General features: G+C 57.7%; 23 protein-coding genes. 6 read left to right on the forward strand and 17 right to left on the reverse strand.

The genetic code is table 11. The features are described from left to right. Nucleotides 1-106 precede the first annotated feature (106 nt). Entirely contained in the window at nucleotides 107-868 is a 762-nt protein-coding gene (gene udp / locus ACR42C_RS21920) for a uridine phosphorylase (protein WP_003860792.1), read from the reverse strand. A 255-nt stretch (nucleotides 869-1,123) separates the two neighbouring features. Between udp and ACR42C_RS21925 the strand changes: the two genes are divergently transcribed. Continuing rightward, complete coding sequence (locus ACR42C_RS21925) at nucleotides 1,124-1,930, forward strand: dienelactone hydrolase family protein (RefSeq protein ID WP_048976905.1); 807 nt, start codon at nucleotides 1,124-1,126, stop codon at nucleotides 1,928-1,930. Nucleotides 1,931-1,978: 48 nt separating this feature from the next. On the opposite strand, the gene metE is transcribed toward ACR42C_RS21925, so the two are convergent. Beyond that, on the reverse strand, nucleotides 1,979-4,240 hold the full coding sequence (gene metE / locus ACR42C_RS21930; protein WP_302220923.1) for a 5-methyltetrahydropteroyltriglutamate--homocysteine S-methyltransferase: 2,262 nt from the start codon (nucleotides 4,238-4,240) through the stop codon (nucleotides 1,979-1,981). Between the two features lie 115 nt (nucleotides 4,241-4,355). Between metE and metR the strand changes: the two genes are divergently transcribed. After that, complete coding sequence (gene metR, locus ACR42C_RS21935) at nucleotides 4,356-5,309, forward strand: HTH-type transcriptional regulator MetR (protein ID WP_116343712.1); 954 nt, start codon at nucleotides 4,356-4,358, stop codon at nucleotides 5,307-5,309. Here metR and ACR42C_RS21940 read toward each other — a convergent pair. The 3 genes from ACR42C_RS21940 to pldB all read right to left on the reverse strand — a co-directional run bounded on the left by ACR42C_RS21940 (nucleotide 5,197) and on the right by pldB (nucleotide 8,003). Continuing rightward, nucleotides 5,197-6,096 (reverse strand): carboxylate/amino acid/amine transporter, encoded by a 900-nt coding sequence (locus ACR42C_RS21940; protein WP_316380878.1) that lies wholly within the window; start codon nucleotides 6,094-6,096, stop codon nucleotides 5,197-5,199. The genes metR and ACR42C_RS21940 overlap by 113 nt on opposite strands. Nucleotides 6,097-6,178: 82 nt before the next feature. Further along, nucleotides 6,179-6,979, reverse strand: a complete 801-nt coding sequence (yigL, locus tag ACR42C_RS21945) for a sugar/pyridoxal phosphate phosphatase YigL (RefSeq protein WP_045336944.1) — start codon at nucleotides 6,977-6,979, stop codon at nucleotides 6,179-6,181. A 31-nt stretch (nucleotides 6,980-7,010) separates the two neighbouring features. Further along, nucleotides 7,011-8,003, reverse strand: coding sequence for a lysophospholipase L2 (pldB, locus tag ACR42C_RS21950; RefSeq protein ID WP_116343710.1), 993 nt, complete (start codon nucleotides 8,001-8,003; stop codon nucleotides 7,011-7,013). Nucleotides 8,004-8,114: 111 nt separating this feature from the next. Between pldB and rhtB the strand changes: the two genes are divergently transcribed. Then, on the forward strand, nucleotides 8,115-8,735 hold the full coding sequence (gene rhtB, locus ACR42C_RS21955) for a homoserine/homoserine lactone efflux protein (protein ID WP_008501533.1): 621 nt from the start codon (nucleotides 8,115-8,117) through the stop codon (nucleotides 8,733-8,735). On the opposite strand, the gene rhtC is transcribed toward rhtB, so the two are convergent. From rhtC to pldA, 3 genes are all read right to left on the reverse strand, one after another. Continuing rightward, nucleotides 8,732-9,352 (reverse strand): threonine export protein RhtC, encoded by a 621-nt coding sequence (gene rhtC, locus ACR42C_RS21960; RefSeq protein WP_163330936.1) that lies wholly within the window; start codon nucleotides 9,350-9,352, stop codon nucleotides 8,732-8,734. The two genes, rhtB and rhtC, sit on opposite strands and share 4 nt — an antisense overlap. A gap of 61 nt (nucleotides 9,353-9,413) precedes the next feature. Then, nucleotides 9,414-11,243 (reverse strand): ATP-dependent DNA helicase RecQ, encoded by a 1,830-nt coding sequence (gene recQ, locus ACR42C_RS21965; protein WP_316380873.1) that lies wholly within the window; start codon nucleotides 11,241-11,243, stop codon nucleotides 9,414-9,416. A gap of 90 nt (nucleotides 11,244-11,333) precedes the next feature. Continuing rightward, a complete protein-coding gene (gene pldA, locus ACR42C_RS21970; RefSeq protein ID WP_151413035.1) occupies nucleotides 11,334-12,203 on the reverse strand; it encodes a phospholipase A in 870 nt (289 codons plus the stop codon). A gap of 162 nt (nucleotides 12,204-12,365) precedes the next feature. Between pldA and yigI the strand changes: the two genes are divergently transcribed. After that, the gene (gene yigI / locus ACR42C_RS21975) at nucleotides 12,366-12,833 is read left to right on the forward strand and encodes an acyl-CoA thioesterase YigI (protein WP_028014789.1); all 468 of its coding nucleotides are present in this window, start codon (nucleotides 12,366-12,368) and stop codon (nucleotides 12,831-12,833) included. A 51-nt stretch (nucleotides 12,834-12,884) separates the two neighbouring features. Continuing rightward, nucleotides 12,885-13,781 (forward strand): EamA family transporter RarD, encoded by an 897-nt coding sequence (gene rarD / locus ACR42C_RS21980; RefSeq protein ID WP_479984564.1) that lies wholly within the window; start codon nucleotides 12,885-12,887, stop codon nucleotides 13,779-13,781. Between the two features lie 82 nt (nucleotides 13,782-13,863). On the opposite strand, the gene corA is transcribed toward rarD, so the two are convergent. The 8 genes from corA to lptM form a co-directional block, all read right to left on the reverse strand. Beyond that, nucleotides 13,864-14,814: a magnesium/cobalt transporter CorA gene (corA, locus tag ACR42C_RS21985; RefSeq protein ID WP_008501540.1), complete on the reverse strand. Its 951-nt coding sequence runs from the start codon at nucleotides 14,812-14,814 to the stop codon at nucleotides 13,864-13,866. Between the two features lie 150 nt (nucleotides 14,815-14,964). Further along, nucleotides 14,965-15,021, reverse strand: a complete 57-nt coding sequence (gene ysgD, locus ACR42C_RS21990; protein ID WP_212743980.1) for a YsgD/CorL family protein — start codon at nucleotides 15,019-15,021, stop codon at nucleotides 14,965-14,967. A 149-nt stretch (nucleotides 15,022-15,170) separates the two neighbouring features. Next, nucleotides 15,171-17,333, reverse strand: a complete 2,163-nt coding sequence (gene uvrD / locus ACR42C_RS21995; protein WP_479984565.1) for a DNA helicase II — start codon at nucleotides 17,331-17,333, stop codon at nucleotides 15,171-15,173. A 107-nt stretch (nucleotides 17,334-17,440) separates the two neighbouring features. Further along, nucleotides 17,441-18,157, reverse strand: a complete 717-nt coding sequence (yigB, locus tag ACR42C_RS22000) for a 5-amino-6-(5-phospho-D-ribitylamino)uracil phosphatase YigB (protein ID WP_163330937.1) — start codon at nucleotides 18,155-18,157, stop codon at nucleotides 17,441-17,443. Next, nucleotides 18,157-19,059: a tyrosine recombinase XerC gene (gene xerC / locus ACR42C_RS22005; protein WP_116343705.1), complete on the reverse strand. Its 903-nt coding sequence runs from the start codon at nucleotides 19,057-19,059 to the stop codon at nucleotides 18,157-18,159. Before xerC ends, yigB begins: the two co-directional genes overlap by 1 nt. Further along, entirely contained in the window at nucleotides 19,056-19,763 is a 708-nt protein-coding gene (locus ACR42C_RS22010; protein ID WP_116343704.1) for a DUF484 domain-containing protein, read from the reverse strand. Before ACR42C_RS22010 ends, xerC begins: the two co-directional genes overlap by 4 nt. Next, the gene (dapF, locus tag ACR42C_RS22015; RefSeq protein ID WP_061096761.1) at nucleotides 19,760-20,584 is read right to left on the reverse strand and encodes a diaminopimelate epimerase; all 825 of its coding nucleotides are present in this window, start codon (nucleotides 20,582-20,584) and stop codon (nucleotides 19,760-19,762) included. The genes ACR42C_RS22010 and dapF overlap by 4 nt, the downstream gene beginning before the upstream one ends. Before the next feature lie 35 nt (nucleotides 20,585-20,619). Next, the gene (gene lptM / locus ACR42C_RS22020) at nucleotides 20,620-20,823 is read right to left on the reverse strand and encodes an LPS translocon maturation chaperone LptM (protein WP_041911830.1); all 204 of its coding nucleotides are present in this window, start codon (nucleotides 20,821-20,823) and stop codon (nucleotides 20,620-20,622) included. A 135-nt stretch (nucleotides 20,824-20,958) separates the two neighbouring features. On the opposite strand from lptM, the gene cyaY reads away from it, so the two are divergent. After that, nucleotides 20,959-21,279: an iron donor protein CyaY gene (cyaY, locus tag ACR42C_RS22025; RefSeq protein ID WP_003860816.1), complete on the forward strand. Its 321-nt coding sequence runs from the start codon at nucleotides 20,959-20,961 to the stop codon at nucleotides 21,277-21,279. A gap of 43 nt (nucleotides 21,280-21,322) precedes the next feature. Here cyaY and cyaA read toward each other — a convergent pair whose 3' ends face one another. Then, nucleotides 21,323-23,866: a class I adenylate cyclase gene (gene cyaA / locus ACR42C_RS22030; RefSeq protein WP_116343703.1), complete on the reverse strand. Its 2,544-nt coding sequence runs from the start codon at nucleotides 23,864-23,866 to the stop codon at nucleotides 21,323-21,325. Between the last annotated feature and the right edge of the window lie 173 nt (nucleotides 23,867-24,039).

A 24,039-nucleotide genomic window follows, 5' to 3' on the forward strand; every position in this document is an offset into this window, starting at 1 on the left:
AATAAGATTGTGCTGTATAAACGTCCAGTTTGAAAGGGTTTTCCTGCGAGGCGCTACGCAAAAAATAAAGGCCGAACGCGTCGGCCTTTTATCTCAGAGAGGAGAACTAGATCAGGCGGCGAGCCGCTTCAACCACGATTTTCACCGCATGACTTTCGGTCTGCTTCATGGTTTCGGCGTTCGGGATCTCCTGCTGGGTACGGTTGACGATAACGCCCGCCACCATACCGGCACGCAGACCCTGGCTTGCGCACATGGTCAGCAGCGTTGCGGATTCCATTTCGTAGTTCATCACGCCCATAGACTGCCACTCTTCCATTGAGCCTTTGAAGCGGCTTACCACGCGGCCAGAGAAGGTGTCGTAACGCTCCTGGCCCGGGTAGAAGGTATCGGAAGAGGCGGTTACGCCCACGTGAGTGGTTGCGCCCACGGATTTCGCCGCTTCAACCAGCGCGGTGGTGCACTCGAAATCAGCCACTGCCGGGAATTCCATCGGCGCAAAGTGCAGGCTCGCGCCGTCCAGACGCACGGACGCGGTCGTCACCAGCACGTCGCCGACGTTGATGTGCGGCTGAATAGCGCCGGTGGTACCGATACGCAGGAAAGTACGAATGCCCAGTTGCGCCAGCTCTTCAACCGCAATCGAGGTAGACGGGCCACCGATACCGGTAGAGCACACAATCACCGCTTTGCCATCCAGCTCTGCGCGCCAGGTGGTGAATTCACGATGGGCAGCCAGCTTGACCGGCTTATCCATCAGCGCGGCGATCTTTTCCACACGCTCCGGATCGCCAGGGACGATAGCGAGCGTAGCCCCTTGTAAATCGTTTTTAGTGAGGCCGAGATGAAAAACATCAGACTTAGACATAGGTGACTCCTCTGTGGGTCGGTTAGTCAGAAGAAGTAAAACGGTACTTTACAGAAGCAGTAAGCATATTTTCGTGACGCACCTCACCATGAATGAAAATGATTACATTGAATTTCCATAAAAAAGTGATTTACATCACATTAACAAGTTATATCGCCAGGTGCTGCACAAAAGATAGACCGTTTAAGGCACTGTGAGTTGTTAACCTGGTGTCTATATTTACCTTTGCGCTAACTCATTGGTACGGAGAATGCCATGACTGAAAAAATCGGTTTTGCACCTGCTGCGGCCCCACATGCTTCAACCATCGTGTCGACGCCAGAAGCGGCAATTACCGCGGGTGAGACCTCCATTCCCTCGCAGGGGGAGAATATGCCTGCTTATCACGCACGGCCAAAATCGGCAGACGGCCCGCTGCCCATCGTGATTGTGATTCAGGAGATATTTGGTGTTCACGAACACATTCGCGACCTCTGCCGCCGGCTGGCGCTGGAAGGGTATCTGGCCGTTGCGCCAGAGCTCTACTTCCGTCAGGGCGATCCGAACGACTACAGCGATATTCCAACATTGCTCAGCAACCTGGTCAGCAAAGTCCCGGACGCGCAGGTGCTGGCCGATCTCGATCACGTCGCCAGCTGGGCGGCGCGCAACGGCGGCGATCCGCATCGTCTGCTGGTCACCGGTTTCTGCTGGGGCGGACGCATTAGCTGGCTGTATGCCGCGCATAACCCGCAGCTCAAAGCCGCTGTCGCCTGGTACGGCAAACTGGTGGGTGAAAAAACGCTGAATTCACCGAAACATCCCGTCGATATCGCCACCGAGTTAAATGCCCCCGTGTTAGGGCTTTACGGTGGACAGGACACTGGTATTTCGCTGGATTCGGTAGAGACCATGCGCCATGCGCTCCGTGCGGCCAATGCGAAGGCGGAGATCGTGGTGTATCCGGATGCCGGGCATGCGTTTAACGCGGATTATCGTCCGAGCTATCACGCTGAATCGGCTAAAGATGGCTGGCAGCGGATGCTGGCGTGGTTTAGCCAGTACGGCGGTAAGAAGGCGTAATAACAAAAAAGCCCGGTGGCGGCTACGCCTTACCGGGCAATCCAGCACCTACGCCTGACGCAAATTCTGCGCCGCCTTCACCATGTTGGCGAGCGCCGCGCGCGTCTCTGGCCAGCCGCGCGTTTTCAGTCCGCAGTCCGGGTTCACCCACAGGCGCTCTGCAGGGATGCGCTGGGCCGCTTTTTTCAGCAGGGCTTCAATCCACTCCACGCTCGGGACGTTCGGAGAATGAATGTCGTACACGCCCGGCCCGATTTCATTCGGATAGTCGAACTCTTCAAACGACTCCAGCAGCTCCATGTCTGAACGCGAGGTCTCGATGGTGATCACGTCAGCGTCCAGCGCGGCAATCGAATCCATGATGTCGTTAAATTCGCAGTAACACATGTGGGTGTGGATCTGGGTATCGTCCTTAGCCACCGCAGCGTTGATGCGGAACGCTTCCACGCCCCACTGCAGGTAAGCATCCCAGTCGCTGCGGCGCAGCGGTAAACCCTCGCGCAGCGCCGGTTCGTCAATCTGGATGATGCCAATCCCCGCCGCTTCCAGATCCGCCACTTCATCACGCAGCGCCAGCGCAATCTGTTTGGCAATGGTCTCGCGGGTCACGTCTTCACGCGGGAACGACCAGCAGAGAATGGTAACCGGGCCGGTGAGCATGCCTTTCACCGGCTTGTCGGTCAGGGACTGCGCGTACTTCGCCCACTCAACCGTGATCGGTTCCGGACGGCTGACGTCACCGATGACCACCGGCGGCTTCACGCAGCGGGAGCCGTAGCTCTGCACCCAGCCGTTTTGGGTAAAGACGAAGCCGTCCAGGTGTTCACCGAAGTATTCCACCATATCGTTACGCTCGGCTTCGCCGTGCACCAGCACGTCCAGCCCCAGGCGCTCCTGCTCGATAATCGCCTGCTTGATGTGTTCCGCGATGCCGGTGCGGTAGTGGTTCGCATCCAGATTGCCCTTTTTGAAGTCCAGACGCAGGCCGCGGATCTCCGTAGTCTGTGGGAAGGAGCCGATCGTCGTGGTCGGCCACGCGGGAAGGTTGAAGCGGGCGCGCTGGGCTTCGGCACGTACCTCATACGGGCTCTGGCGCTGGCTGTCCTGGGCGGTGATGGCCGCCAGACGTTTTTCCACCGCCGGGTTGTGCACGCGGGACGAGTGACGACGCGCCTGGATCGGAGCGCTCCACTCGGTGATCGCCGCCGTGTCGCCGCTGTTCAGCGCGTCGCGCAGCAGTGTTAGCTCTTCGCATTTTTGCAGGGCGAAGGCAAACCAGCTTTTCACTTCAGGGTCGAGGCGGGTCTCCACGCTGAGATCGATTGGGCTGTGCAGCAGCGAGCAAGAGGATGCAACCCACAGCTCACGTTTGCCGACGATGTCTTTAATCTGTGCGTATTTTTCGGTCAGATCGGCGCGCCAGACGTTACGGCCGTTGACCAGACCGGCGGAGAGCAGCCAGTCTGCGGGCAGGCGCTTGTGCAGTTCCACCACATCGTCCTTACCGTGAACCAGGTCAACGTGAAGGCCCTGAACCGGCAGCGCGGTAATGGTCTTCAGGTTCGGCGTCACGCCTTCGAAATAGGTCGTGAGCAGGAGTTTTACCTGTCCGGCGAGCGCGTCATACGCCGGTTTGAAGGCATCGAGCCAAACCTGGGGAAGCTCCAGCACCAGCGCAGGCTCGTCGATTTGCACCCACTGGATACCGCGCTTGCCCAGCTCAATCAGCACCTGCTTATAGACCGGAAGAATATCGTTCAGCAGGCTGAGGCGGTCAAACTGCTCGCCCTTCACTTTACCCAGCCACAGGTAGGTTACCGGCCCCAGCAATACGGGCTTCACCTGGTGTCCCAGCGCCAGTGCTTCATCCACCTCCTCCAGAAGCTGCGTCCAGGTCAGCTTAAACTGCTGGCCTTTGACGAACTCCGGCACCATATAGTGATAGTTGGTATTAAACCACTTGGTCATTTCCGCCGCTGCCGCTGGCTCACCCGTTGGTGCGCGGCCACGGCCGATGCGAAACAGGGTATCAATATCCACCGATCCATCTTTGTTCTGATGACGAGCCGGTACGTTGCCAAGCAGCAGGCTGGTCGTCAGAACATGGTCGTACCAGGCGAAGTCGCCCACCGGCAGCAGGTCAATGCCCGCCTGTTTTTGCTGATCCCAGTGGCGGGCGCGCAGCTCCCGCCCCACCGCCAGTAGTTCTTCACGGGAGGCGTTGCCCGCCCAGTAGCTTTCTTGCGCTTTTTTCAACTCGCGACGCAGGCCAACGCGAGGGAAACCGAGAGTGTGATTGCGGATTGTCATGGTGTGCCCCTTGTGAAATTCGTTATTTAGACGTCCAGATGTTTACACTTCTATAATTGGCAGGTACTGTATATTCCTCAAGCGCAAAATGTTCATGGCGGAGTGAAGGACTTTCATGATCGAGATTAAACACCTGAAAACGCTACAAGCGTTGCGGAACTGCGGTTCGCTCGCGGCGGCTGCGGCCACGCTGCACCAGACCCAGTCCGCCCTTTCTCACCAGTTCAGCGATCTGGAACAACGCCTCGGATTTCGTCTTTTTGTGCGTAAGAGCCAGCCCCTGCGCTTTACGCCGCAGGGTGAAATTCTTCTTCAGCTGGCGAATCAGGTGCTGCCGCAGATCGCCAGCGCGCTGCAGGCGTGTAACGAGCCGCAGCAGACCAAACTGCGCATCGCCATTGAGTGCCACAGCTGTATTCAGTGGCTGACCCCCGCGCTTGAAAACTTTCGCCAGAAGTGGCCGCAGGTGGAGATGGACTTTAAATCCGGCGTGACGTTCGACCCGCAGCCTTCGCTCCAGCAGGGCGAACTGGATCTGGTGATGACGTCCGACATCCTGCCGCGCAGCGGCCTGCATTATTCACCGATGTTCGATTATGAAGTGCGCCTGGTGCTGGCGCCGGACCATCCGCTGGCGGCCAAAACGCGCATCACGCCGGAAGACCTGGCGACGGAAACGCTGCTAATTTATCCGGTCCAGCGCAGTCGTCTGGATATCTGGCGCCACTTCCTGCAGCCAGCAGGCATTAGCCCGCAGCTGAAAAGCGTGGATAACACCCTGCTGTTGATTCAGATGGTGGCGGCCAGCATGGGGATTGCGGCGCTGCCGCACTGGGTGGTGGAGAGTTTTGAACGCCAGGGTCTGGTGGTCACCAAAACCCTGGGAGAAGGACTGTGGAGCCGGCTGTACGCCGCCGTGCGCGACGGAGAGCAGCGTCAGCCCGTTACGGAAGCGTTTATTCGCTCAGCGCGGAACCACGCGTGCGACCACCTTCCGTTTGTGCGGAGCGCGGAGCGACCCAGCGGCGATGGACCCACAGCGAAGCCAGGATCACCGCTCCCCCAATAAGGAAGCTCGGCCAGTGCGGCTGTTCCTGCCAGATGGCGAGGTTCACCAGCAGCCCCGCTGGCACATGCACGTTGTTCATGATCCCCAGCGTCCCGGCGTCGACCTGCGTAGCGCCGTAGTTCCACATGAAGTACCCCAACCCTGACGCCACCACGCCCAGCCAGACCAGAACGCTCCACTGCACGTTGGTGGTCGGCAGCTTTTGCGGGTTGCCGAGCAGAAACCACGCCGCCACCGCGACAATCGCCGCACCCATATAGAACCACGCAAACGCGTTGTGCTGCGGCATAGGGCGGGTTTCCATCAGGCGTTTGTAGCCTACCATGCCGATAGCAAAGCTGATATTGGCGAGCTGGACGAACATCAGCCCGGTCCAGAAGTGATCGCTTACTTTGTCATAGCGAATTATCGCCGCACCGACCACCGCCAGCGCGGCGCTCAGCAGGTATCCCCAGCGCAGACGGCGTCTGCTGAGCAGGTCGTAAATCAGCGTGATATAGAGCGGCGTCAGCACGGTAAAGAGCAAGAATTCAGAGACGGACAAGTAGACGTAAGCCCGGAAGCTAAACAGATACATGATGCCGAGCTGCATCGCGCCCACCAGCATGTAGAGCAAAATGGTTTTCAGCGATTGCCCGCGCGTGCGCAGGAACGGCAGGAATACCAGCGCCGCCAGCCCCACGCGCATCAGCACCGAGAAGTAGCTGTCGACCGAACCGGCAAGGTATTCGCCAATCAGGCTAAAGGAGAAGGCCCACAGGATAGTGGTGATAATGAGTAGCGCCACAATGCTTGTCTCTCAGAAAGAAGGAGAGGCATTGTAGCGAACTCTTTAGTTGACAACTGAGCAATAAACAACCAAATGAAGATTATTCAAGGAAAAGCTTGCGCAGATACTTCGGTACCGCGTTGTCTGCGTTGGTGCCGATCACTTCCAGCTCCGGGTGCAAATCTTTCAGACGCTGGTGTGCGTTTTCCATAATGCAGCCCTTGCCTGCCATCGAAAGCATCTCGGCGTCGTTCATGCCGTCGCCGAAGGCGATACAGTCCTTCAGCTCAAAGCCCAGTCGTTTCGCGACGGCTTCGAGCGCGTGGCCTTTTGAGACGCCCCCGGCCATTACTTCCAGACAGGTCACGGTGGAGAAGCTCACGTTGACGCGATCGCCCCATCGGGCGTTGATCGCCTGTTCCAGCGGCAGCAGCTCTTCGTGGCTGTCGCAGGTGAAGAACACCTTGCTGATCCCCTCTGGATCCAGCAAACCCGGCTCATAAAGGGAGTAGTTGAATACCGCTTCCCTGAAGAAACGCATTTCATCCGGGCGGTGGCGATTCATGAACCATTCGTCGTCGCGGTAAACGTTAGTGACGATAGCCGGGTTGTTATGCACCACGCCGAACAGATCGGCGGCAATATCGCGATCCAGGTTGTGCGTAAAGATCAGGTTGCCGTCGGTATCATGCACGCGCGCACCGTTGGAGGTGATCATGTACGACTTGATCTCAAGGTTATCGCGGATCTGCCCCACGTCCACGTGGTGGCGGCCGGTGGCAAACACAAAGTTCACACCACGGGCGGTCAGAAGCTTTAAGGTCTCTTTCGCGTAAGGCGACAGGGTGTGGTCGGGGGAAAGCAGTGTGCCATCTAAATCAGATGCAACAACCTGGTACATAGGGATTTCAACCTCTGGTGGAAAACAATAATCAATTATGCCTGTTGAAAAATTCAACAATGGCGTTAAGCGCGACTGAGCGCATAGCGTCCTTTTCAAAAAGGATCTCATGGAACGCGCCGTTGATGACCAGCGGTTTACCCCCTTCGCAGGGGTGCCCCGCCGCAGCGCGCAGTTCACAATAGCGGTCATGCATGCGGTTATCCACCACACGCTCTTCTTCCGCCTGAATCAGAAGCGTCGGCGTGTCATCATCGCCTACGCCCGCCAGCACCTGCTCACCAGCCAGAATACCCTCCCGCACCCAGTGCCAGGTCGGGCCGCCGACGCGCAAGCGCGGTTCATCGGCATAAAAGCGCAGGTTGCGGCGATAGCGCTGCCGACTGTGGGTCAAGACGTTGATGGCGAACGGCAATGCGCGCCAGCGTCCGGTTCCGATGGCATAGCCTTCACGAATGCGCTGATGGCCCTCAGCCCAGTCGAGTAGATGGCGCACCATCCAGTCAGGGAAGCGAATAACGATACCGTACATCGGCGCGGTAAGCGCAATGGCGTCGCACTGGTGCTCATACCGCTGCAAAAACAGCGTCGAAATGGCACCGCCCATGGAGTGGGCAAGGATATACCGCTTGCGCCAGGGGCCGGGCTGCAATTCCTGCTGCCAGAATGCGGCAAAATCGTCGACGTAATCGCTGAAGCGATCCACGTGCCCACGGTGCGTGTCGGGCAGCATACGCCCGGACAGCCCCTGCCCACGGTGGTCGATGATCAGCACATCAAAACCCATATGGACCAGATCGTAGGCCAGTTCGGCATATTTAACGTAGCTTTCGATACGCCCAGGGCAGACCACGATCACCCGGTCATTTTTTTCATTGCGGAAACGAACGAAGCGCACCGGGATGCCCCCGACGCCGGTAAACTCGTCTTCCTCGCGCTGCCGCCAGAAATCGGTCAGCGGCCCCATTGAGAAAGCAGCAAATGCGTTTTCTCGTGTTTCCCAGTCCTTTTTCTGCTGAAACATTGGGTTTCCACTCACGTAATCCAGGGAATATCGTTTTTTTTCGTCACTGGTCACAAAATGACTCAACAATAGCGTATTGTGGCATAAAAATAGACGGTTCGGGAGTTTCAAATGACCTTCGAGTGGTGGTTCGCCTATCTGCTGACATCCATAATCCTCAGCCTTTCACCCGGCTCTGGCGCCATTAACACCATGACCACCTCCATCAACCACGGCTATCGCGGTGCGGCGGCGTCGATTGCCGGTTTGCAGACCGGGCTGGGCATTCATATTGTGCTGGTCGGGATTGGTCTGGGGACCCTGTTCTCCCGCTCCGTGCTGGCCTTTGAAGTGCTGAAATGGGCCGGGGCAGCGTATCTGATTTGGCTCGGTATCCAACAGTGGCGTGCGGCAGGCTCCATTAACCTGAATACGCTCGCTCAGACGCAAAACCGCGGCCATCTGTTTAAGCGCGCGGTGTTCGTTAACCTGACCAACCCGAAGAGCATCGTTTTCCTCGCCGCCCTGTTTCCGCAGTTTATCGTGCCGCATCAGCCCCAGGTGATGCAGTACGTGGTGCTGGGTGCGACCACGATTATTGTCGATATCATCGTGATGATTGGTTACGCGACGCTGGCGCAGCGAATTGCGGCGTGGATTAAAGGGCCTAAGCAGATGAAGGCCCTGAATAAAGTTTTTGGCTCGCTGTTTATGCTGGTTGGCGCGCTGCTCGCGTCAGCGCGTCATGCTTAGCGAGAAATGATGAGATGAATGCCGAAGCCGGCGAACAGCGCGCCGGCGAAGCCGTCGATCCACTTCGCGATACGCTGGTAGCCGCGGCGCATCGCCGGTAAGGCGAACAGGCTGGCCACAATGGTAAACCAGGCAAAGGTTTCAACGACGATCAGCAGGAAGATGCCCCAGCGTGCGCCCGCGCCAACGCTATCGCCGACAAACAACGAGAACACGGAGCCGAAATAGATAATCGCTTTCGGGTTCGCCAGGTTGGTCAGCAGCCCTTTTACAAAGCTGCGTCCGCCCGTTGCCAGCTCTACTTTTGGTTCTTGCGGTTTTTGCTCTTCTTTCTTCAGCGCCCCGCGCAGCATCTGGTAGCCCATCCAGCACAGGTACAGCCCGCCGCCAACCATAATGATGTTATGCAGCCAGGCCATCTTCGCCAGGATCAGGTTCAGACCGAGCAGCGCGACCGCCGCCCAGATCATAACGCCCATGGTGATACCGAGCACGCCCATCATCGCTTCTTTGCGGGAGCGGCTGACGGCCGTTTGCGACACGAAGAAAAAGTCAGGGCCGGGGCTCATCAGCGCAACGATGTGCACTAACGCCACGGTGAGAAATAGCATTAACATAATTAGCTCGCGGGGAAATAATTTAGTGAGTCATCATCCTGGCACTTTTTCGCCCGGCTGACTACTCCTCATCATCACCATCAACGTGTGAACGGATGAGCGCCATAAACTCTTTACCAAAGCGCTCCAGCTTGCGCGTGCCGACGCCGTTGACGCTGAGCATTTCACTGGCGCTAAGCGGCATCTGCTCGGCCATCTCGATCAGCGTCGCGTCGTTGAACACCACGTAAGGCGGGATGTTTTCTTCGTCGGCGATAGCCTTACGCAGCTTGCGCAATTTGGCGAACAGCTTGCGGTCGTAGTTACCGCCGTAGGATTTCTGCATCACGCGAGGCTTGAGGGCGACCACGCGCGGCACGGCGAGCTTGAGTTCAACATCACCGCGCAGTACCGGACGCGCCGCTTCGGTCAGCTGCAGGGCGGAGTGCTGGGCAATGTTCTGCGTGGCAAAGCCTAGGTGGATCAGCTGACGAATAATGCTGACCCAGTGTTCGTGGCTCTGGTCTTTACCGATGCCGTAAACCGGCAGCTTGTCGTGGCCCATGTCGCGGATACGCTGGTTATTGGCACCGCGCAGCACTTCTACCACGTAGCCCATCCCGAAGCGTTGATTCACGCGGTAAATGGTCGAGAGCGCTTTGCGCGCGTCCATCAGGCCATCGTACTGCTTCGGCGGATCGAGACAGATATCGCAGTTGCCACACGGCTCCTGTCGCCCTTCACCAAAGTAGTTGAGCAGCACCAGACGGCGGCAGGTTTGCGCTTCAGCGAAGGCGCCCATCGCGTTGAGCTTGTGGCGCTCGATGTCCTGGAGCTGCCCCTGTGGCTTCTCTTCCAGACAGCGGCGCAGCCACGCCATATCGGCCGGATCGTAAAACAGCATCGCTTCCGCCGGCAGACCGTCACGCCCGGCGCGGCCGGTTTCCTGATAGTAGGATTCGATATTGCGGGGGATGTCGAAGTGCACCACAAAGCGCACGTTCGGCTTGTTGATGCCCATCCCAAATGCCACCGTCGCGACGACGATTTGCAGGTCATCGCGCTGGAATTTCTCCTGCACGTCGGCGCGGATGTGGTTCTCTAACCCGGCATGGTAAGCAGCGGCGCTAAAGCCGCGGTTTTGCAGACGCGCGGCGGTGTCTTCCACCTTAGCACGGCTGTTGCAGTAGATGATGCCGGACTTGCCGCGCTGCTCCTGCACGTAGCGCAGGAGCTGATCCAGCGGCTTGAACTTTTCCATCAGCATATAGCGGATGTTAGGGCGGTCGAAGCTGCTGACCTGAATATACGGGTCGTTCAGCCCCAGCAGGCGAACGATATCCAGACGCGTGGTGTCATCTGCCGTGGCGGTAAGCGCCATAAACGGCAGCTCGGGGAAGCGCTTACGCAACTGGCCGAGAGCGGCGTATTCCGGGCGGAAATCGTGTCCCCACTGGGAGATACAGTGCGCTTCATCGACCGCCAGCAGGACCGGGTTCCAGTGCGCCAGGTGATCGAGGAAGTTATCCAGCATCAGGCGCTCTGGCGCGATATACAGCAGGCGAATCTGCCCGGTGCGGCACCCGGCCATGACCTCTTGCTGCTGCTCGCGGGTTTGCGTCGAGTTCAGACAGGCCGCCGCCACGCCGTTGGCGAGCAGCTGGTCCACCTGGTCTTTCATCAGGGAAATGAGAGGCGATACCACGACCGTCAGGCCGTTCAGCACCAGCGCGGGCACCTGATAGCAGAGAGATTTACCGCCGCCAGTCGGCATTACTACCAGACAGTCCCGGCCTTCCAGCACGGTTTCAATGATGGTTTCCTGGCCGGGGCGGAACTGCTGGTAGCCAAAGGTTTCATGCAAAACCTGTTTAGCCAGCGACTCCTGATTCAATACTTCCGCCTGCGCCACGTTAACCCCATTTGCGAAAAATAAAACAGGCGCTATTTTCAGCGCCTGAGAGAGAAACTTCAACGTTTAACGCAAAAACATTCGAGCAGCCTAGAGAATATCGTTCAGCATTACGCCTACGCCAACGCGAGTCTGGTTAAAGTTGTAGTCGATCAGCGACTCGCCATAGCCGCTATACACTTGGGTATAGAGACGCACGTGCTTCGTCACCGGATAGCTTAAGCCCACTTCAGCACCGCCGTAGCCGGTGTTCCAGTTGTACTGGCCTTTCGCGCTCAGCACGGCTTCGCCTAGCTGGTAGCCGACTTTGAGCTGGTAGTAGCCCATATATTTGGTAATGTCCGGGTTATCATCCGTGCTACCGACCACGTACCACGGCTTCACTTCCACCATCCAGTTGCCGTTCTGCGCCATCAGGCGCGTATAGGCACGGTTCCAGCTGCGTGAAGTAGGGTCAGACCGGCCGTTAGAGTCGTGATTAAAACCGACCTCAACGTCACGCAGCGTCCAGCCAGCGAATTCATAATCCGTTGCGAAGCCGAGGAAGAGCTGCGGCTCATAGTTGGTTTCACGGAACGGTGAGGATTCGCCGCTGTTAGAGAGCTGCCACCAGGATTTCTGCGTGTAAGAGGCACCGAGCACCGAGTTCGGCCCCAGAATACCGCGCCAGAACGGGAACGCGAGGCTGAGCTGGAACTTCACCTCATCCTTACGCGCATTATCAGACCAGTTATAAGAGCTTATCGCCTCTTTGTTGAGATCGCTGGTCTGGGTATAAATCACGTAGTTCGTGTCATACGGGTAGAGCGTGAACGGGTTGTCATGCTCCTGAAGCATATTGGCGATAATGCTGCCCTTAACGGCAGGCTTATCATGGACTTCTTTAATCGTCGCTTCCTGCGCATATGCTGTGAGGGGCAGCGCAACCGCCGCCAGTAACCAGGCCAGATACGTCCGCATCGGTGGTGTTCTCCTGCAAAGAGTAAAATTACCTGAATAGTTATGAGGCGAACATTCTACAGACTTCTGCGATAACTGCTGCATCCTCGTTTCTGAAAGTGGAATTCCTTATTGCTGAGGCATAAAATCAACATTTCATTAACAATAAGGATGTAATGCCTCATGTCAGCCATGCTTACCGCCGAAGAAGTGTTAAAACTCGTGGGCGAGATTTTTGTTTACCATATGCCGTTTAACCGTGCGCTGGGACTGGAGCTGGAGCGTTACGAGAAAGAGTTTGCCCAGCTGAGCTTCAACAACCAGCCGATGATGGTGGGTAACTGGGCGCAAAGTATTTTGCACGGCGGGGTGATTGCTTCCGCGCTGGACGTGGCGGCAGGCCTGGTCTGCGTGGGCAGTACGCTGACCCGTCATGACACCATCAATGAAGACGAACTCCGCCAGCGTCTGGCGCGCATGGGCACTATCGATCTGCGCGTCGACTATCTTCGCCCGGGCCGCGGAAATCGCTTCACCTGTACCAGCAGCCTGCTGCGCGCGGGGAATAAAGTTGCCGTGGCGCGTGTTGAATTACACAACGAAGAACAGGTGTATATCGCCAGCGCAACCGCTACTTATATGGTGGGTTGAGGCGGCAAAATCGGGTAAAATTGATTCACTTTTTTGTAACGGATTTTCCCGATGGATGCTAAACAGACGCGGCAGGGCGTTTTACTCGCCCTTGCCGCTTATTTTATTTGGGGTATCGCCCCGGCGTACTTCAAATTTATCGCCTATGTACCGGCCGATGAGATCCTCACTCATCGCGTCATCTGGTCGTTCTTCTTTATGATCGCGCTGATGAGCATCAGCCGTCAGTGGTCCGGTGTTAAAACGCTGCTCAAAACCCCGAAAAAGGTCCTCCTGCTGGCGCTCTCTGCGGTGCTGATTGGCGGAAACTGGCTGCTGTTTATCTGGGCGGTGAATAACCACCACATGCTTGAAGCAAGCCTCGGTTATTTTATTAACCCGCTGGTGAACATCGTGCTGGGGATGATTTTCCTCGGTGAGCGCTTCCGCCGGATGCAGTGGGTGGCGGTGATTCTGGCCTTCTGCGGCGTGCTGGTGCAGCTCTGGACGTTTGGCTCGCTGCCAGTTATCGCCCTCGGTCTGGCGTTCAGCTTTGCCTTCTACGGCCTGGTTCGTAAGAAGATTGCGGTGGAAGCCCAAACCGGGATGCTGTTTGAAACCCTGTGGCTACTGCCGGTGGCGGCGATTTATCTCTTCGGTATCGCCGACAGCCCCACCAGCCATATGGGCAGCAACACGTGGTCGCTGAACCTAATGCTGATGGCGGCGGGTGTGGTGACCACCATTCCGCTGCTGTGCTTTACCGGTGCGGCGACGCGCCTGCGTCTCTCCACGCTGGGCTTCTTCCAGTACATTGGCCCGACGCTGATGTTCCTGCTGGCGGTGGTGTTTTACGGCGAAGTGCCGGGTGCGGATAAGAAGGTGACGTTCGCCTTTATCTGGGTGGCACTGGCGATTTTTGTCGCGGATGCGATTTATACCCAGCGCAGGGCGCGCAAAGGGCTGTGATGTTGCCCTCACCCTAACCCTCTCCCACAGGGAGAGGGAATTCGATCGTAGGGCGGGTAAGCGCAGCGCTACCCGCCAAATTTTACAGCCAGTTACGACGCTTAAAGTAGAGATACGGCGCCAGCCCGGCGAGGATCATGAAGATAATCGCCCCCGGGTAGCCAAAGCTCCACTTCAGCTCAGGCATAAACTCAAAGTTCATCCCATAGCTGGACGCCACCAGCGTCGGCGGCAGGAACACCACGGACACCACCGAGAAGATCTTAATGATGCGGTTCTGCTCGATGTTGATAAAGCCCATCGCCGCCTGCATCAGGAAGTTCACCTTCTGGAACAGGGATTCGTTGTGCGGCAGCAGGGATTCGATATCGCGTAAGATCTCACGCGCCTGCTCCAGCTGACCGCCCGGCAGACGCGCCTTGCGCACCAGGAAGTTCAGCGCGCGCTGGGTATCCATCAGACACAAACGCACCTTCCAGCCGATATCCTCCAGCTCTGCCAGCGTTGACAACGCTTCATCGTACTCATCGCCCTGATGGCCTTCCATGATCACGCGGCTCAGCTTTTCCAGATCGCTGTAGATGTTTTCAATTTCGTCCGCCAGCTGTTCAATTTTGGTCTCGAACAGATCGAGCAGCAGCTCGTAAGCATTACCGTCCACCATCGCCTGGCTGCGGGCGCGCATGCGGTAGAGGCGAAATGCCGGCAGCTCACGCTCGCGCAGAGTGAACAGACGACCGTCGCGAATGGTAAACGCCACGGTGGAGTTACCCGCGTGGTCTTCTGCATCTTCAAAGAAGAAGAAGGAGTGAATGTGCAGGCCGTCTTCATCTTCAAAGAAACGCGCGGAGGCTTCGATGTCTTCCAGTTCCGGGCGGGTTGCCAGGCTTTGCCCCAGCTCAGATTGTACGCGAAGGCGCTCATCGTCGTCCGGCTCGACCAGATCCACCCATACGGCATCAATGAGGGGCTGTGACTCTTCGGCTTCAAGCCGAGTCAGTCGGTTATTTTCGAGTTGAAATGCGCTCAACATGACCGGGACTCCCAATGCAAAAAATATCGGACAGTTCGGTGGGCACACAGAAACAAATTGGGTTTCAGACCATTAAACAGCCTGACTCAGCGCGACGGGAATAATGCAGTCGCTGACAACCACTAAGGCCATCAGCAAGAGGAGATAGCCTTAGGAGTTGTTCCTGGATGACAGGGAATTGAGCCAGTATCTACTGGGTGTGTCCAAGGCGAATGTCCTCTTAGCGTAATCGTGCGCGCATGTTACGCCAGCTATAACTGTGGCGTCAACACGCAACGGAACGCTGAAGGGCATTAATTGACCTTCAACGTATAAGGCTAGCAGATTATTACAAAATAATGATATTTTTCTGAATGTTAGACTGTTTCCAGCTTCGCATAGGCCGCCACCAGCCATTTAATCCCCTGCCCCTGGAACGCGACCTGCAGGCGGCTGTGCTCGCCGCTGCCTTCCAGATTCACAATGGTGCCTTCGCCAAACTTCGAATGGCGCACGCGCTGGCCAAGCTTATAACCGGTGTCGGTTTCAGAGATCGGCGACCCCATGCGCGGATGGCTAACCGGGCGGCTGATGCTGGCGCGCAGACGCACCTCCTCCACGCACTCCTCCGGCAGTTCGCCGATAAAGCGCGACGGACGGTGATAGACCTCTTTACCGTACAGGCGGCGGGTTTCCGCGTAGGTTAGCGTTAGCTTTTGCATCGCACGCGTCACGCCCACGTAGGCCAGTCGACGTTCCTCTTCCAGACGCCCGCCTTCATCCAGCGACATCTGGCTCGGGAACATTCCTTCTTCCATCCCGACGATGAACACCTGCGGGAACTCCAGACCTTTGGCGGAGTGCAGGGTCATCAGCTGAACCGCATCCTGCCAGGTGTCAGCCTGCCCTTCGCCCGCCTCCAGCGCAGCGTGGGAGAGGAACGCCTGCAGCGGCATCAGATCTTCGTCTTCTTCGTTATAGCTGAACTGGCGCGTTGCCGTGACCAGTTCCTCTAAGTTCTCAATACGGGTCTGGCCCTTCTCGCCTTTTTCCTGCTCGTACATGGTGCGCAGGCCGGAGTCTTTAATCACCCGGTCGGTCTGCACGTGCAGCGGCATGTCGGCGGTTTCCTGCGCCAGGGCATCAATTAATTCCAGGAAGCGCTGCAATGCGCTGGCGGCACGTCCAGCGAGGGCTTTTTTCTGGAGCAGCTCGCGGCACGCCTGCCACAGCGTCAGCTGGCGATCGCGCGAGGCCTGACGCACTACGTCCAGCGTACGGTCGCCAATGCCGCGCGTCGGCGTATTGACGACGCGCTCAAACGCCGCGTCGTCGTTGCGGTTAGCGATCAGGCGCAGGTATGAGAGCGCATCTTTGATTTCCTGACGCTCGAAGAAGCGCATGCCGCCGTAAATGCGGTAAGGCATGCTCACCTGCAGCAGCGCCTCTTCCAGCACGCGCGACTGGGCGTTGCTGCGGTAGAGAATAGCGCACTGCTCCAGCGCGCCGCCGTTGTCCTGCCAGGTTTTGATGCGGTTCACCACGAACCGGGCTTCGTCGAGCTCGTTGAAGGCGCAGTAAATCGAAATCGGTTCGCCGTCGACGCCGTCGGTCCACAGCTTTTTCCCCAGACGCCCGTTATTATTCTCAATCAGGGCGTTGGCCGCGCTCAGGATGTTGCTGGTTGAGCGGTAGTTCTGCTCCAGACGAATGGTTTCCGCGCCGGGGAAATCGTTGAGGAAGCGCTGGATGTTCTCCACCTGCGCCCCGCGCCAGCCGTAGATCGACTGGTCGTCATCGCCCACGATCATCACCTTGCCGGTATCCCCCGCCAGCAGGCGGATCCACGCGTACTGGATGTTGTTGGTATCCTGGAATTCGTCCACCAGGATATTGGTGAAGCGTTCGCGGTAGTGCTGCAGGATGTGCGGCTTGTTGAGCCACAGCTCGTGGGCGCGCAGCAGCAGCTCGGCGAAATCCACCAGGCCGGCGCGATCGCACGCTTCCTGGTAGGCCTTGTAGACGTTCTGCCAGGTCTGCTCGACCGGGTTGCCGAAGCTCTGAATGTGGTGCGGGCGCAGCCCCTCGTCCTTCTGGCCGTTGATGTACCACATCGCCTGACGCGGCGGCCACTGCTTCTCGTCGAGATTCATCGCCTTGATCAGGCGCTTCAGCAGACGGAGCTGATCTTCGCTGTCGAGGATCTGGAAATCCTGCGGCAGATTGGCGTCCATATGGTGCGCGCGCAGCAGGCGGTGCGCCAGGCCGTGGAAGGTACCAACCCACATGCCGCCCTGGCTGGTGCCCATCAGTTGGGCGATGCGGTGGCGCATCTCCGCCGCCGCCTTGTTGGTAAACGTGACCGCCATGATGGAGTACGGCGAGCAGTTCTCCACGCTCTGCAGCCAGGCGATGCGGTGAACCAGCACGCGCGTCTTACCACTGCCCGCCCCAGCCAGAACCAGCAGGTTGGTGCGCGAGGCGGCAACCGCGTCACGCTGTTTGTCATTAAGGCTGTCGAGCAGGTAAGAAACGTCCATTGGCACCGTCACATAGTCTTCAGGAACACAGCAAAGCGCCCGGTGGCGCTTCGCTTACCGGGCCTACAACTGCAAACCCCTGGTAATTTATACAATATTACTGGTGATTATATCAGCGTCGTGAGGGATGCCAACCGCGAAATTTCCACGTGCGGCAGAAGACGGCTGTCGGTTGCGGTCATCAGCTCCGCATTTTCTGGCCTGATCCAGCAGGCCTGCATCCCGCAGCGGATGGCGCCGGCCACGTCCGTGGTCAGGTCATCCCCCACGTGCAGGATCTCACCCAGCGGCAGGTTAAGTTTATCTGCCGCCAGATGGTACATGTCACTGAACGGCTTCGCGCGCCCGTGCGGACCCGCGCGCAGCACGAACTCAAAGTAATCGCTGAGGCCAAACAGCTCCGGCTGGGCATTACCGTTGGTAATGGCCACCAGCGGCCACTTTTCGGCAAGCGTCGCCAGCGTGTCGTGGGTCTCCTGCGGCACGTCGATACGGCTGCGCCATTTGGCGAAGTTTTCCATTGCCGCTTCAGCACCGATGGCCGCATCCTGCGCGCTCAGGCCAGCGTTGAGCATCGCCTGCTCAACCGCACGGCGACGCCATTCGGTCACATCATGGTAAATGTCCGGTTCGGTCTCCCGCAGGGACTGGCGCAGCCTCTGGAAATCCTTGTTCTGCATCGCTTTCAGCGCGGGGTGGTAGTTCTGTACAAACGCCAGCGACTCCTGCTCGGTACGCAGGATCACCTCGCGGTTGTCATAAAGGGTGTCATCAAGGTCAAACGTCAGGGCTGAGATCTGACCTAGTGGGCGGTAAAAACGCATTATTTCCCCCGTTTGGCGCGTGGATGCGCCGCGTCATACACCGAGGCAAGGTGTTGGAAGTCTAAGTGGGTGTAGATTTGAGTGGTCGACAGATTCGCGTGGCCAAGCAGTTCCTGCACGCCGCGCAGATCGCCGCTCGATTCCAGCATGTGTGTCGCAAAGGAGTGGCGCAGCTTGTGCGGGTGAACGTGGCTGTTCAGCCCCTGCTTAATGCCCCACTCCGCAAAGCGCTTCTGCACATTACGCGCCGAGATCCGCTTGCCGAGCTTCGATAAAAACAGCGCATCTTCTTCCGCGCCAAACAGGCCGCGCAGATCCAGCCAGTGCTCAATCCAGGAGACCGCATTGCGGCCAATCGGCAGGCGGCGCTCTTTGCTGCCCTTGCCCATCACCCACACTTCGCCGGTGTCGAGATCGAGATGCTTTAAGTCGAGGTTAACGAGTTCAGACAGACGCAGGCCTGCGCCGTACATCACCTCCAGCATCGCGCGGTCGCGCACGGCGAGCGGATCGTTAAGATCGATATCCAGCAGGCGGTTTACGTCGTCGACGTCGATATTTTTCGGCAGATGGCGCGGAGCTTTCGGCGTGGCGATCCCTTTCGCCGGGTTGGCTTTCAGGCCGCCCTGGCTGACCAGCCAGTCGAAGAAACTGCGCAGCGCGGAGAGCCGTAGCGCCAGGCTTGCCGGACTGAGATTTTTTTTTCGGCTACGCACGACGAACCCGCGTACCGTGGCAGCATCACATTGTTGCCAGCTTTTCAGGCCGATTTCGTCGGCAATCTGCATGATGGCATCAAGCTGACGCTGATAGTTGAGCAGCGTGACAGGGCTGAGCTGACGCTCAACGCCCAGATAGCGCAGAAAGCGCGAGACGTCAGTGGCGAGCAGTCCGTCCGTCATACGCGTTCAATCCAGCGCTCCAGCAGCTCGGGCAGCATCAGGGCGATCTCCTGCAGCAGGTGCGTGGCTTGCCCCTGCTCGTAGTGGTGCGCGTCGCGGCTGGTAAATAATATTACCCCCAGGTCACCATCGCGCCCCATCAGCGACATTGCCACCGAGCCAATCGCTTTGGCTTCCGGTAACACCACCAGCAGCTCTGGCCCGTTAAGCGGCCCCAGATAGTGGTGCGCATGGCCCAGGCGCTGAATGCGCAGCGGCTCAAACGCCTGACGGCTGAGCGCCAGATGGGTGAATCCCGACGGTGCGCCAATGCGCCAGCGGTCAGGGAACAGACGAATCGTTGCGCCTGCCAACCCCAACTCCCGGGCCCAGCGGTGGAAGCGGCTGAGGAACTCGTCAAGGCTGTGCGCCGACGCCAGACGCGCCTGAAGATGCAGCAGACGATAGAACAGGCTTTCGTTGGTGCTGGCCTGCTCCATCAGCAGCGTCATGTTCTCTTCAAGCTGATTGATGTGGTTGCGCGAGCGCGCCATGTGCCATTCGACCAGCGACACGGTCCCGCGAACCGGATGCGGCACGCGCATCTGTTCAACGACGCGCGCATTGCGAATAAAAAACTCAGGATTGTTCAGCAGATAATCAACAACAGCGCTGTCGTCCAGTTCCGTCACTGTTTCCTGCAGTTCTTCCCCTGGTTGTTTCATAGATGGATAAACCCGTCATAAACATGTGTCGCCGGGCCCGTCATATACAGTGGATGACCCGGTCCTTTCCACGCGATATCAAGCCGACCGCCCGGTAATTCCACGCGAACCTCTTCTGCCAGTAACCCCTGAGAGATCCCGACGGCGACGGCCGCACAGGCACCGCTTCCGCAGGCCTGAGTCTCGCCCGCGCCGCGCTCGTACACCCGCAGGCGGATGTGCTCACGCTTCACCACCTGCATAAAGCCGATGTTCGCGCGCTCCGGGAACCGCTCGTGGCTTTCCAGCACCGGACCGAGCGTTTCGACCGCCGCAGTTTCCACGTCATCCACCTGAATCACGCAGTGCGGGTTACCCATCGAAACGACGCCGCACAATACTGTCTGCTCGGCCGCACGCATAATATAGGTCTTTTCCGCTTTGTTTGCGCGAAACGGCACGGCGGAAGGCTCGAAATTAGGCTCGCCCATATTCACGCGCACCAGTTCGTCGTCAGTGACGCTGAGCACCATGCGGCCGTTGGCGGTGCTGACCCGAATATCGCGCTTGTTGGTCAGCCCTTTCAGGCGGACAAAGCGGGCAAAACAGCGCGCGCCGTTGCCGCACTGGTTAACCTCGCTACCGTCCGCGTTAAAAATACGGTAGTGGAAATCGAGGTCGGGATCGTAGGGCGGCTCAACCACCAGCAGCTGATCGAACCCCACGCCCACGTGCCGATCCGCCAGTCGACGGATCAGCTCCGGGGAGAAAAACACATTCTGCGTTACCGCGTCGACGACCATAAAATCGTTGCCAAGGCCATGCATTTTAGAGAACTGCATCATTTGCTCCATTGCGCGGGTACAGAACGTTGTCGTCAGAGGTTAACCTGAGTTGGGCCACCGTTGTCGCCACGATCGTTAGTCTTTGGCGTGGAAGACTCGATGCCGCTGTTAACAGGTTTTGTCGGCGGCGGCGCGGTTTTATCCGCAGGTGGGAAGTAGAGTGGTCCCTTCAGTCCGCAGCCGGTCAGGCTAAACAGCGTGATGAGAACGGCAAGCGTTCGGAAAGCGTTTTTCATTATAAAGTTGCCCGTAAGTTCAAATCTGTTTCTATCATCGCAGGAGAAGACACAAAAGCAAGAGTTTGCCGCTTTCCTGCAACGGGAATTATTTAGCGTTATACTGCCGCCATCACGAAAAACAGGAACAAAACCATGAACGACAGTGAATTCCATCGCCTTGCCGACACCCTGTGGATGACCATCGAAGAACGTATCGACGACTGGGACGGCGACAGCGATATCGATTGTGAAATCAACGGCGGCATTCTGACCCTGAGCTTCGAAAACGGCAGCAAAATTATTATTAACCGCCAGGAGCCGCTTCACCAGGTGTGGCTGGCGGCCAAACAGGGCGGCTATCACTTTGATCTGAAGGGTGACGAGTGGGTTTGCGACCGCAGCGGCGAAACGTTCTGGGATCTTCTTGAACAGGCGGCGACCGCGCAGGCGGGTGAGGATGTAAGTTTCAGGTAGTTTTGTTGCCCGGTAAGGCGTAGCCGCCACCGGGCGAAAAGCCTCAGGAGAAATATTGCTGCAACAGCGGTGCGGTATCCTGATTAGCGGGTACTGCTGGGGTAATCGCCTGCGTACGGAACGGGATCACCTGCGCTCGCCCATCCACGTTCACAATCTGGTAGAACTGCGGCAGGTTGAAGTTGATAAAGCTGGAACCGTAGGTAAAGCGGTCATGCGAGGAAGAGTAGAAGCGGCTGACGTCGCGCACCAGCTCCTCTTTGCTGCCTTCACAGTGGTGATACACCTCGGCGCGGTTGGTCTCATCCAGAATGTAGATGTTGAACCCGGCATCGTCGCCAGACTCTTCAAAGAAGAACTGAATAATCCCTTCACTGGCAAAGCCGTCCACCACCTGCGGCAGCTTGACGTGGTTGGTTTCCACCTGAACTGAGAGGCCATGCAGCTTGTTGTGTGAAATCGCACCGTAGAACTCAATGGCGTTTTCCAGCTTCTGTACCGACACGTTCAGACGCTCGAAGAACAGGCCCCAGGTCTGCCCGGAGACGCGCAGCGCTTTAAAGCGCCCGGTTTCCTGACGGGTGCTGGAGAGACGTAGCTCGATACATTCAGAAACCAGCTGCTGCACGCGGGTACGAATTAAACCACGCAGGTGCTGGCTGTAGCAGAACACTTCGACGCTGTCCGGCGGCGCGGCGTCCTGGTGCATCTTGCCGAGAATGGTTTTCAGCGCTTCGATCATCGCCTGCTCGCCGTTAAAGTGCAGGGTACGCACTTCGTTCCACGAGTTGCGGTACAGCAGGTCTACGCTGCCCACCAGGCAGTTTTGCTGCTCACCAAAGCTGAACACGTCCAGCTTGCGGAAGTCAAAATGAACCACCTGATTGCGGAAGGCCGCCGTCGGGTCGTATTCCAGGTTGACGATGATCGCCAGATGGCGGATCTCACACGGGCTGTAGAGCGCTTTTGGCGTTGGCGCAGGCAGACGCAGCGGGAAGTGGTGCGAGACATCCGCCACCATCTCCTGCAGCTTGGCTAAATCGACCACCTCGTTGCCCTTGATAAACAGGCGCGTGCGCGAGGTCAGCAGGCCGTTAAACCAGGCCCACGCCACCAGCTTGTTCAGGTAGCGGTTATACTCCAGCGGCTGATGGCTGATGATCGAATCCATGCTTGGCGCACGGTTGTACAGATACCACCCGGTGCGGTTTGCGCGACCCGGCGGCACGTAAATAAAGGTCAGGTTTGGTTCAGACAGGTCAGGCGAAATCTGCGGGTTAACCAGGGTCACTTTGCCCGGGAGCGCTTCAAACGCGGCGTACAGCTTACGGGTTAACACCCCGATATCCTGCGGGCTGGCGGACACGCTGAGGTTGTTGCGGCGCGCAAAGCGAATCAGGTTACGGTAGCTCTGCATCATTGCGTCGAGCAGTTCATTGTGCGCTTCACGCACCTGATCGATCTTCCAGTTGGCGCGGTTATCGAGCATGGACAGACGCGCTTCGTCCCATCCCCACTCTTTCACTAGCTGACTGACCACTTCACGACGCCAGCCCACGCAGGCGCGCTCGCGGCTCAGCTTTTCACAGACTTTGAGATAGAAACATCGACGCACCAGGTCAAGACGCGTGGAATCATCAATGGCTTTCAGGTATTCGGTAACGCGCTCCAGCATCATGCAGTAGGCATCGAGCCCGTAGGAGACAATCTCCCCGTCGTGCAGGCGCTGCTTGATATCTTTCGCCAGCAGGCGCGGCGTAGGGTATTCCCACGAGTAGGCTTCGAGCAGCAGCGTTTTCAGCACCGCTTTATACGGTGAATCGATACTTTTGTAGAGCTGCCAGAGGCTTGCGCCAAAGTACTCTTCGGCGGACAGAGAGCTGAGGCCGCCCAGGTCCAGCCATTCGTTTGGCGTCAGTACGCCCTGCGCGTAAAGCGACATGACGTAGTCGTCGTAATGCTCTTCTTCTTCGCACGGGACCATATTCCACAGAATACGCTTCCCGGCGAGGCGAACGGCAGTACGGTAAAATTCATCCAGCAGCAGGATGTGCTGAGTCGAGCCGCAGTCTTCACCACCCAGGCTGCCGCTTTCGTTATGGCGGAAACGGTTTTCATCAATCAGGAAGAAGCTCACTTCCACGCCGAGCGAGGCCGCCCAGCTCTCCAGCAGGCTGCATTTACGCTGCAGCAGTTGGCGCTCTTCGTTATCGAGCCAGGATTGATGGCAGACCCAGATATCCAGGTCCGAAGAACAGCTCTGCCCTACCGATGAGGTACTCCCCATCGAGTAAACGCCGGTGATAGGCAGTTCACCTTTCGGAGAAACCTGAGGCGGCATGCCGCGGTAGAGTTCCAGCTCGTTCAGATAATGCTGTTGGGTTTCATCAGGCGTGAAGAGGCAAATGCCCTGGGGAACGTTACCATCAAGGTAGCCAGGCATCAGCGGATGGTGATAGTGCAATAATGTCGGCAGCAGACTGTATACCTGCTGGAAAGCAGGGCCCATGGCAGCAAGCGCGCGATCCACACGCAGTTGATTTATGGCATCCAGTCTCTGTTTCAGAGTCTCAATATAGAGGTACAAGACGTATCGCCTGATGTTTCCGGGTGTCGTAAGCTATTCAAAACACGAACAACAGCGAGCCCGCAGTATTTCAAAAAGATAACCGTTACCCTTTTTTCGCCCTTGTGATTATGGTGGTACCGACGAAAAAATGGTCTAAAACGTGATCAATTTAACACCTTGCCGGTTGACCG

It is taken from the genome of Enterobacter sp. MG-EB028 (genome assembly GCF_056673305.1).

What these genes read in the sequence shown, in the direction of transcription:
- udp (WP_003860792.1), bottom strand. Translation starts at nt 868, where the DNA reads ATGTCTAAGTCTGATGTTTTTCATCTCGGCCTCACTAAAAACGATTTA.
- cyaY (WP_003860816.1), top strand. Translation starts at nt 20,959, where the DNA reads ATGAACGACAGTGAATTCCATCGCCTTGCCGACACCCTGTGGATGACC.
- pldA (WP_151413035.1), bottom strand. Translation starts at nt 12,203, where the DNA reads ATGCGGACGTATCTGGCCTGGTTACTGGCGGCGGTTGCGCTGCCCCTC.
- pldB (WP_116343710.1), bottom strand. Translation starts at nt 8,003, where the DNA reads ATGTTTCAGCAGAAAAAGGACTGGGAAACACGAGAAAACGCATTTGCT.
- yigB (WP_163330937.1), bottom strand. Translation starts at nt 18,157, where the DNA reads ATGCGTTTTTACCGCCCACTAGGTCAGATCTCAGCCCTGACGTTTGAC.
- metE (WP_302220923.1), bottom strand. Translation starts at nt 4,240, where the DNA reads ATGACAATCCGCAATCACACTCTCGGTTTCCCTCGCGTTGGCCTGCGT.
- lptM (WP_041911830.1), bottom strand. Translation starts at nt 20,823, where the DNA reads ATGAAAAACGCTTTCCGAACGCTTGCCGTTCTCATCACGCTGTTTAGC.
- uvrD (WP_479984565.1), bottom strand. Translation starts at nt 17,333, where the DNA reads ATGGACGTTTCTTACCTGCTCGACAGCCTTAATGACAAACAGCGTGAC.
- ACR42C_RS22010 (WP_116343704.1), bottom strand. Translation starts at nt 19,763, where the DNA reads ATGAAACAACCAGGGGAAGAACTGCAGGAAACAGTGACGGAACTGGAC.
- yigI (WP_028014789.1), top strand. Translation starts at nt 12,366, where the DNA reads ATGTCAGCCATGCTTACCGCCGAAGAAGTGTTAAAACTCGTGGGCGAG.
- xerC (WP_116343705.1), bottom strand. Translation starts at nt 19,059, where the DNA reads ATGACGGACGGACTGCTCGCCACTGACGTCTCGCGCTTTCTGCGCTAT.
- ACR42C_RS21925 (WP_048976905.1), top strand. Translation starts at nt 1,124, where the DNA reads ATGACTGAAAAAATCGGTTTTGCACCTGCTGCGGCCCCACATGCTTCA.
- metR (WP_116343712.1), top strand. Translation starts at nt 4,356, where the DNA reads ATGATCGAGATTAAACACCTGAAAACGCTACAAGCGTTGCGGAACTGC.
- dapF (WP_061096761.1), bottom strand. Translation starts at nt 20,584, where the DNA reads ATGCAGTTCTCTAAAATGCATGGCCTTGGCAACGATTTTATGGTCGTC.
- rhtB (WP_008501533.1), top strand. Translation starts at nt 8,115, where the DNA reads ATGACCTTCGAGTGGTGGTTCGCCTATCTGCTGACATCCATAATCCTC.
- corA (WP_008501540.1), bottom strand. Translation starts at nt 14,814, where the DNA reads ATGTTGAGCGCATTTCAACTCGAAAATAACCGACTGACTCGGCTTGAA.
- rarD (WP_479984564.1), top strand. Translation starts at nt 12,885, where the DNA reads ATGGATGCTAAACAGACGCGGCAGGGCGTTTTACTCGCCCTTGCCGCT.
- rhtC (WP_163330936.1), bottom strand. Translation starts at nt 9,352, where the DNA reads ATGTTAATGCTATTTCTCACCGTGGCGTTAGTGCACATCGTTGCGCTG.
- yigL (WP_045336944.1), bottom strand. Translation starts at nt 6,979, where the DNA reads ATGTACCAGGTTGTTGCATCTGATTTAGATGGCACACTGCTTTCCCCC.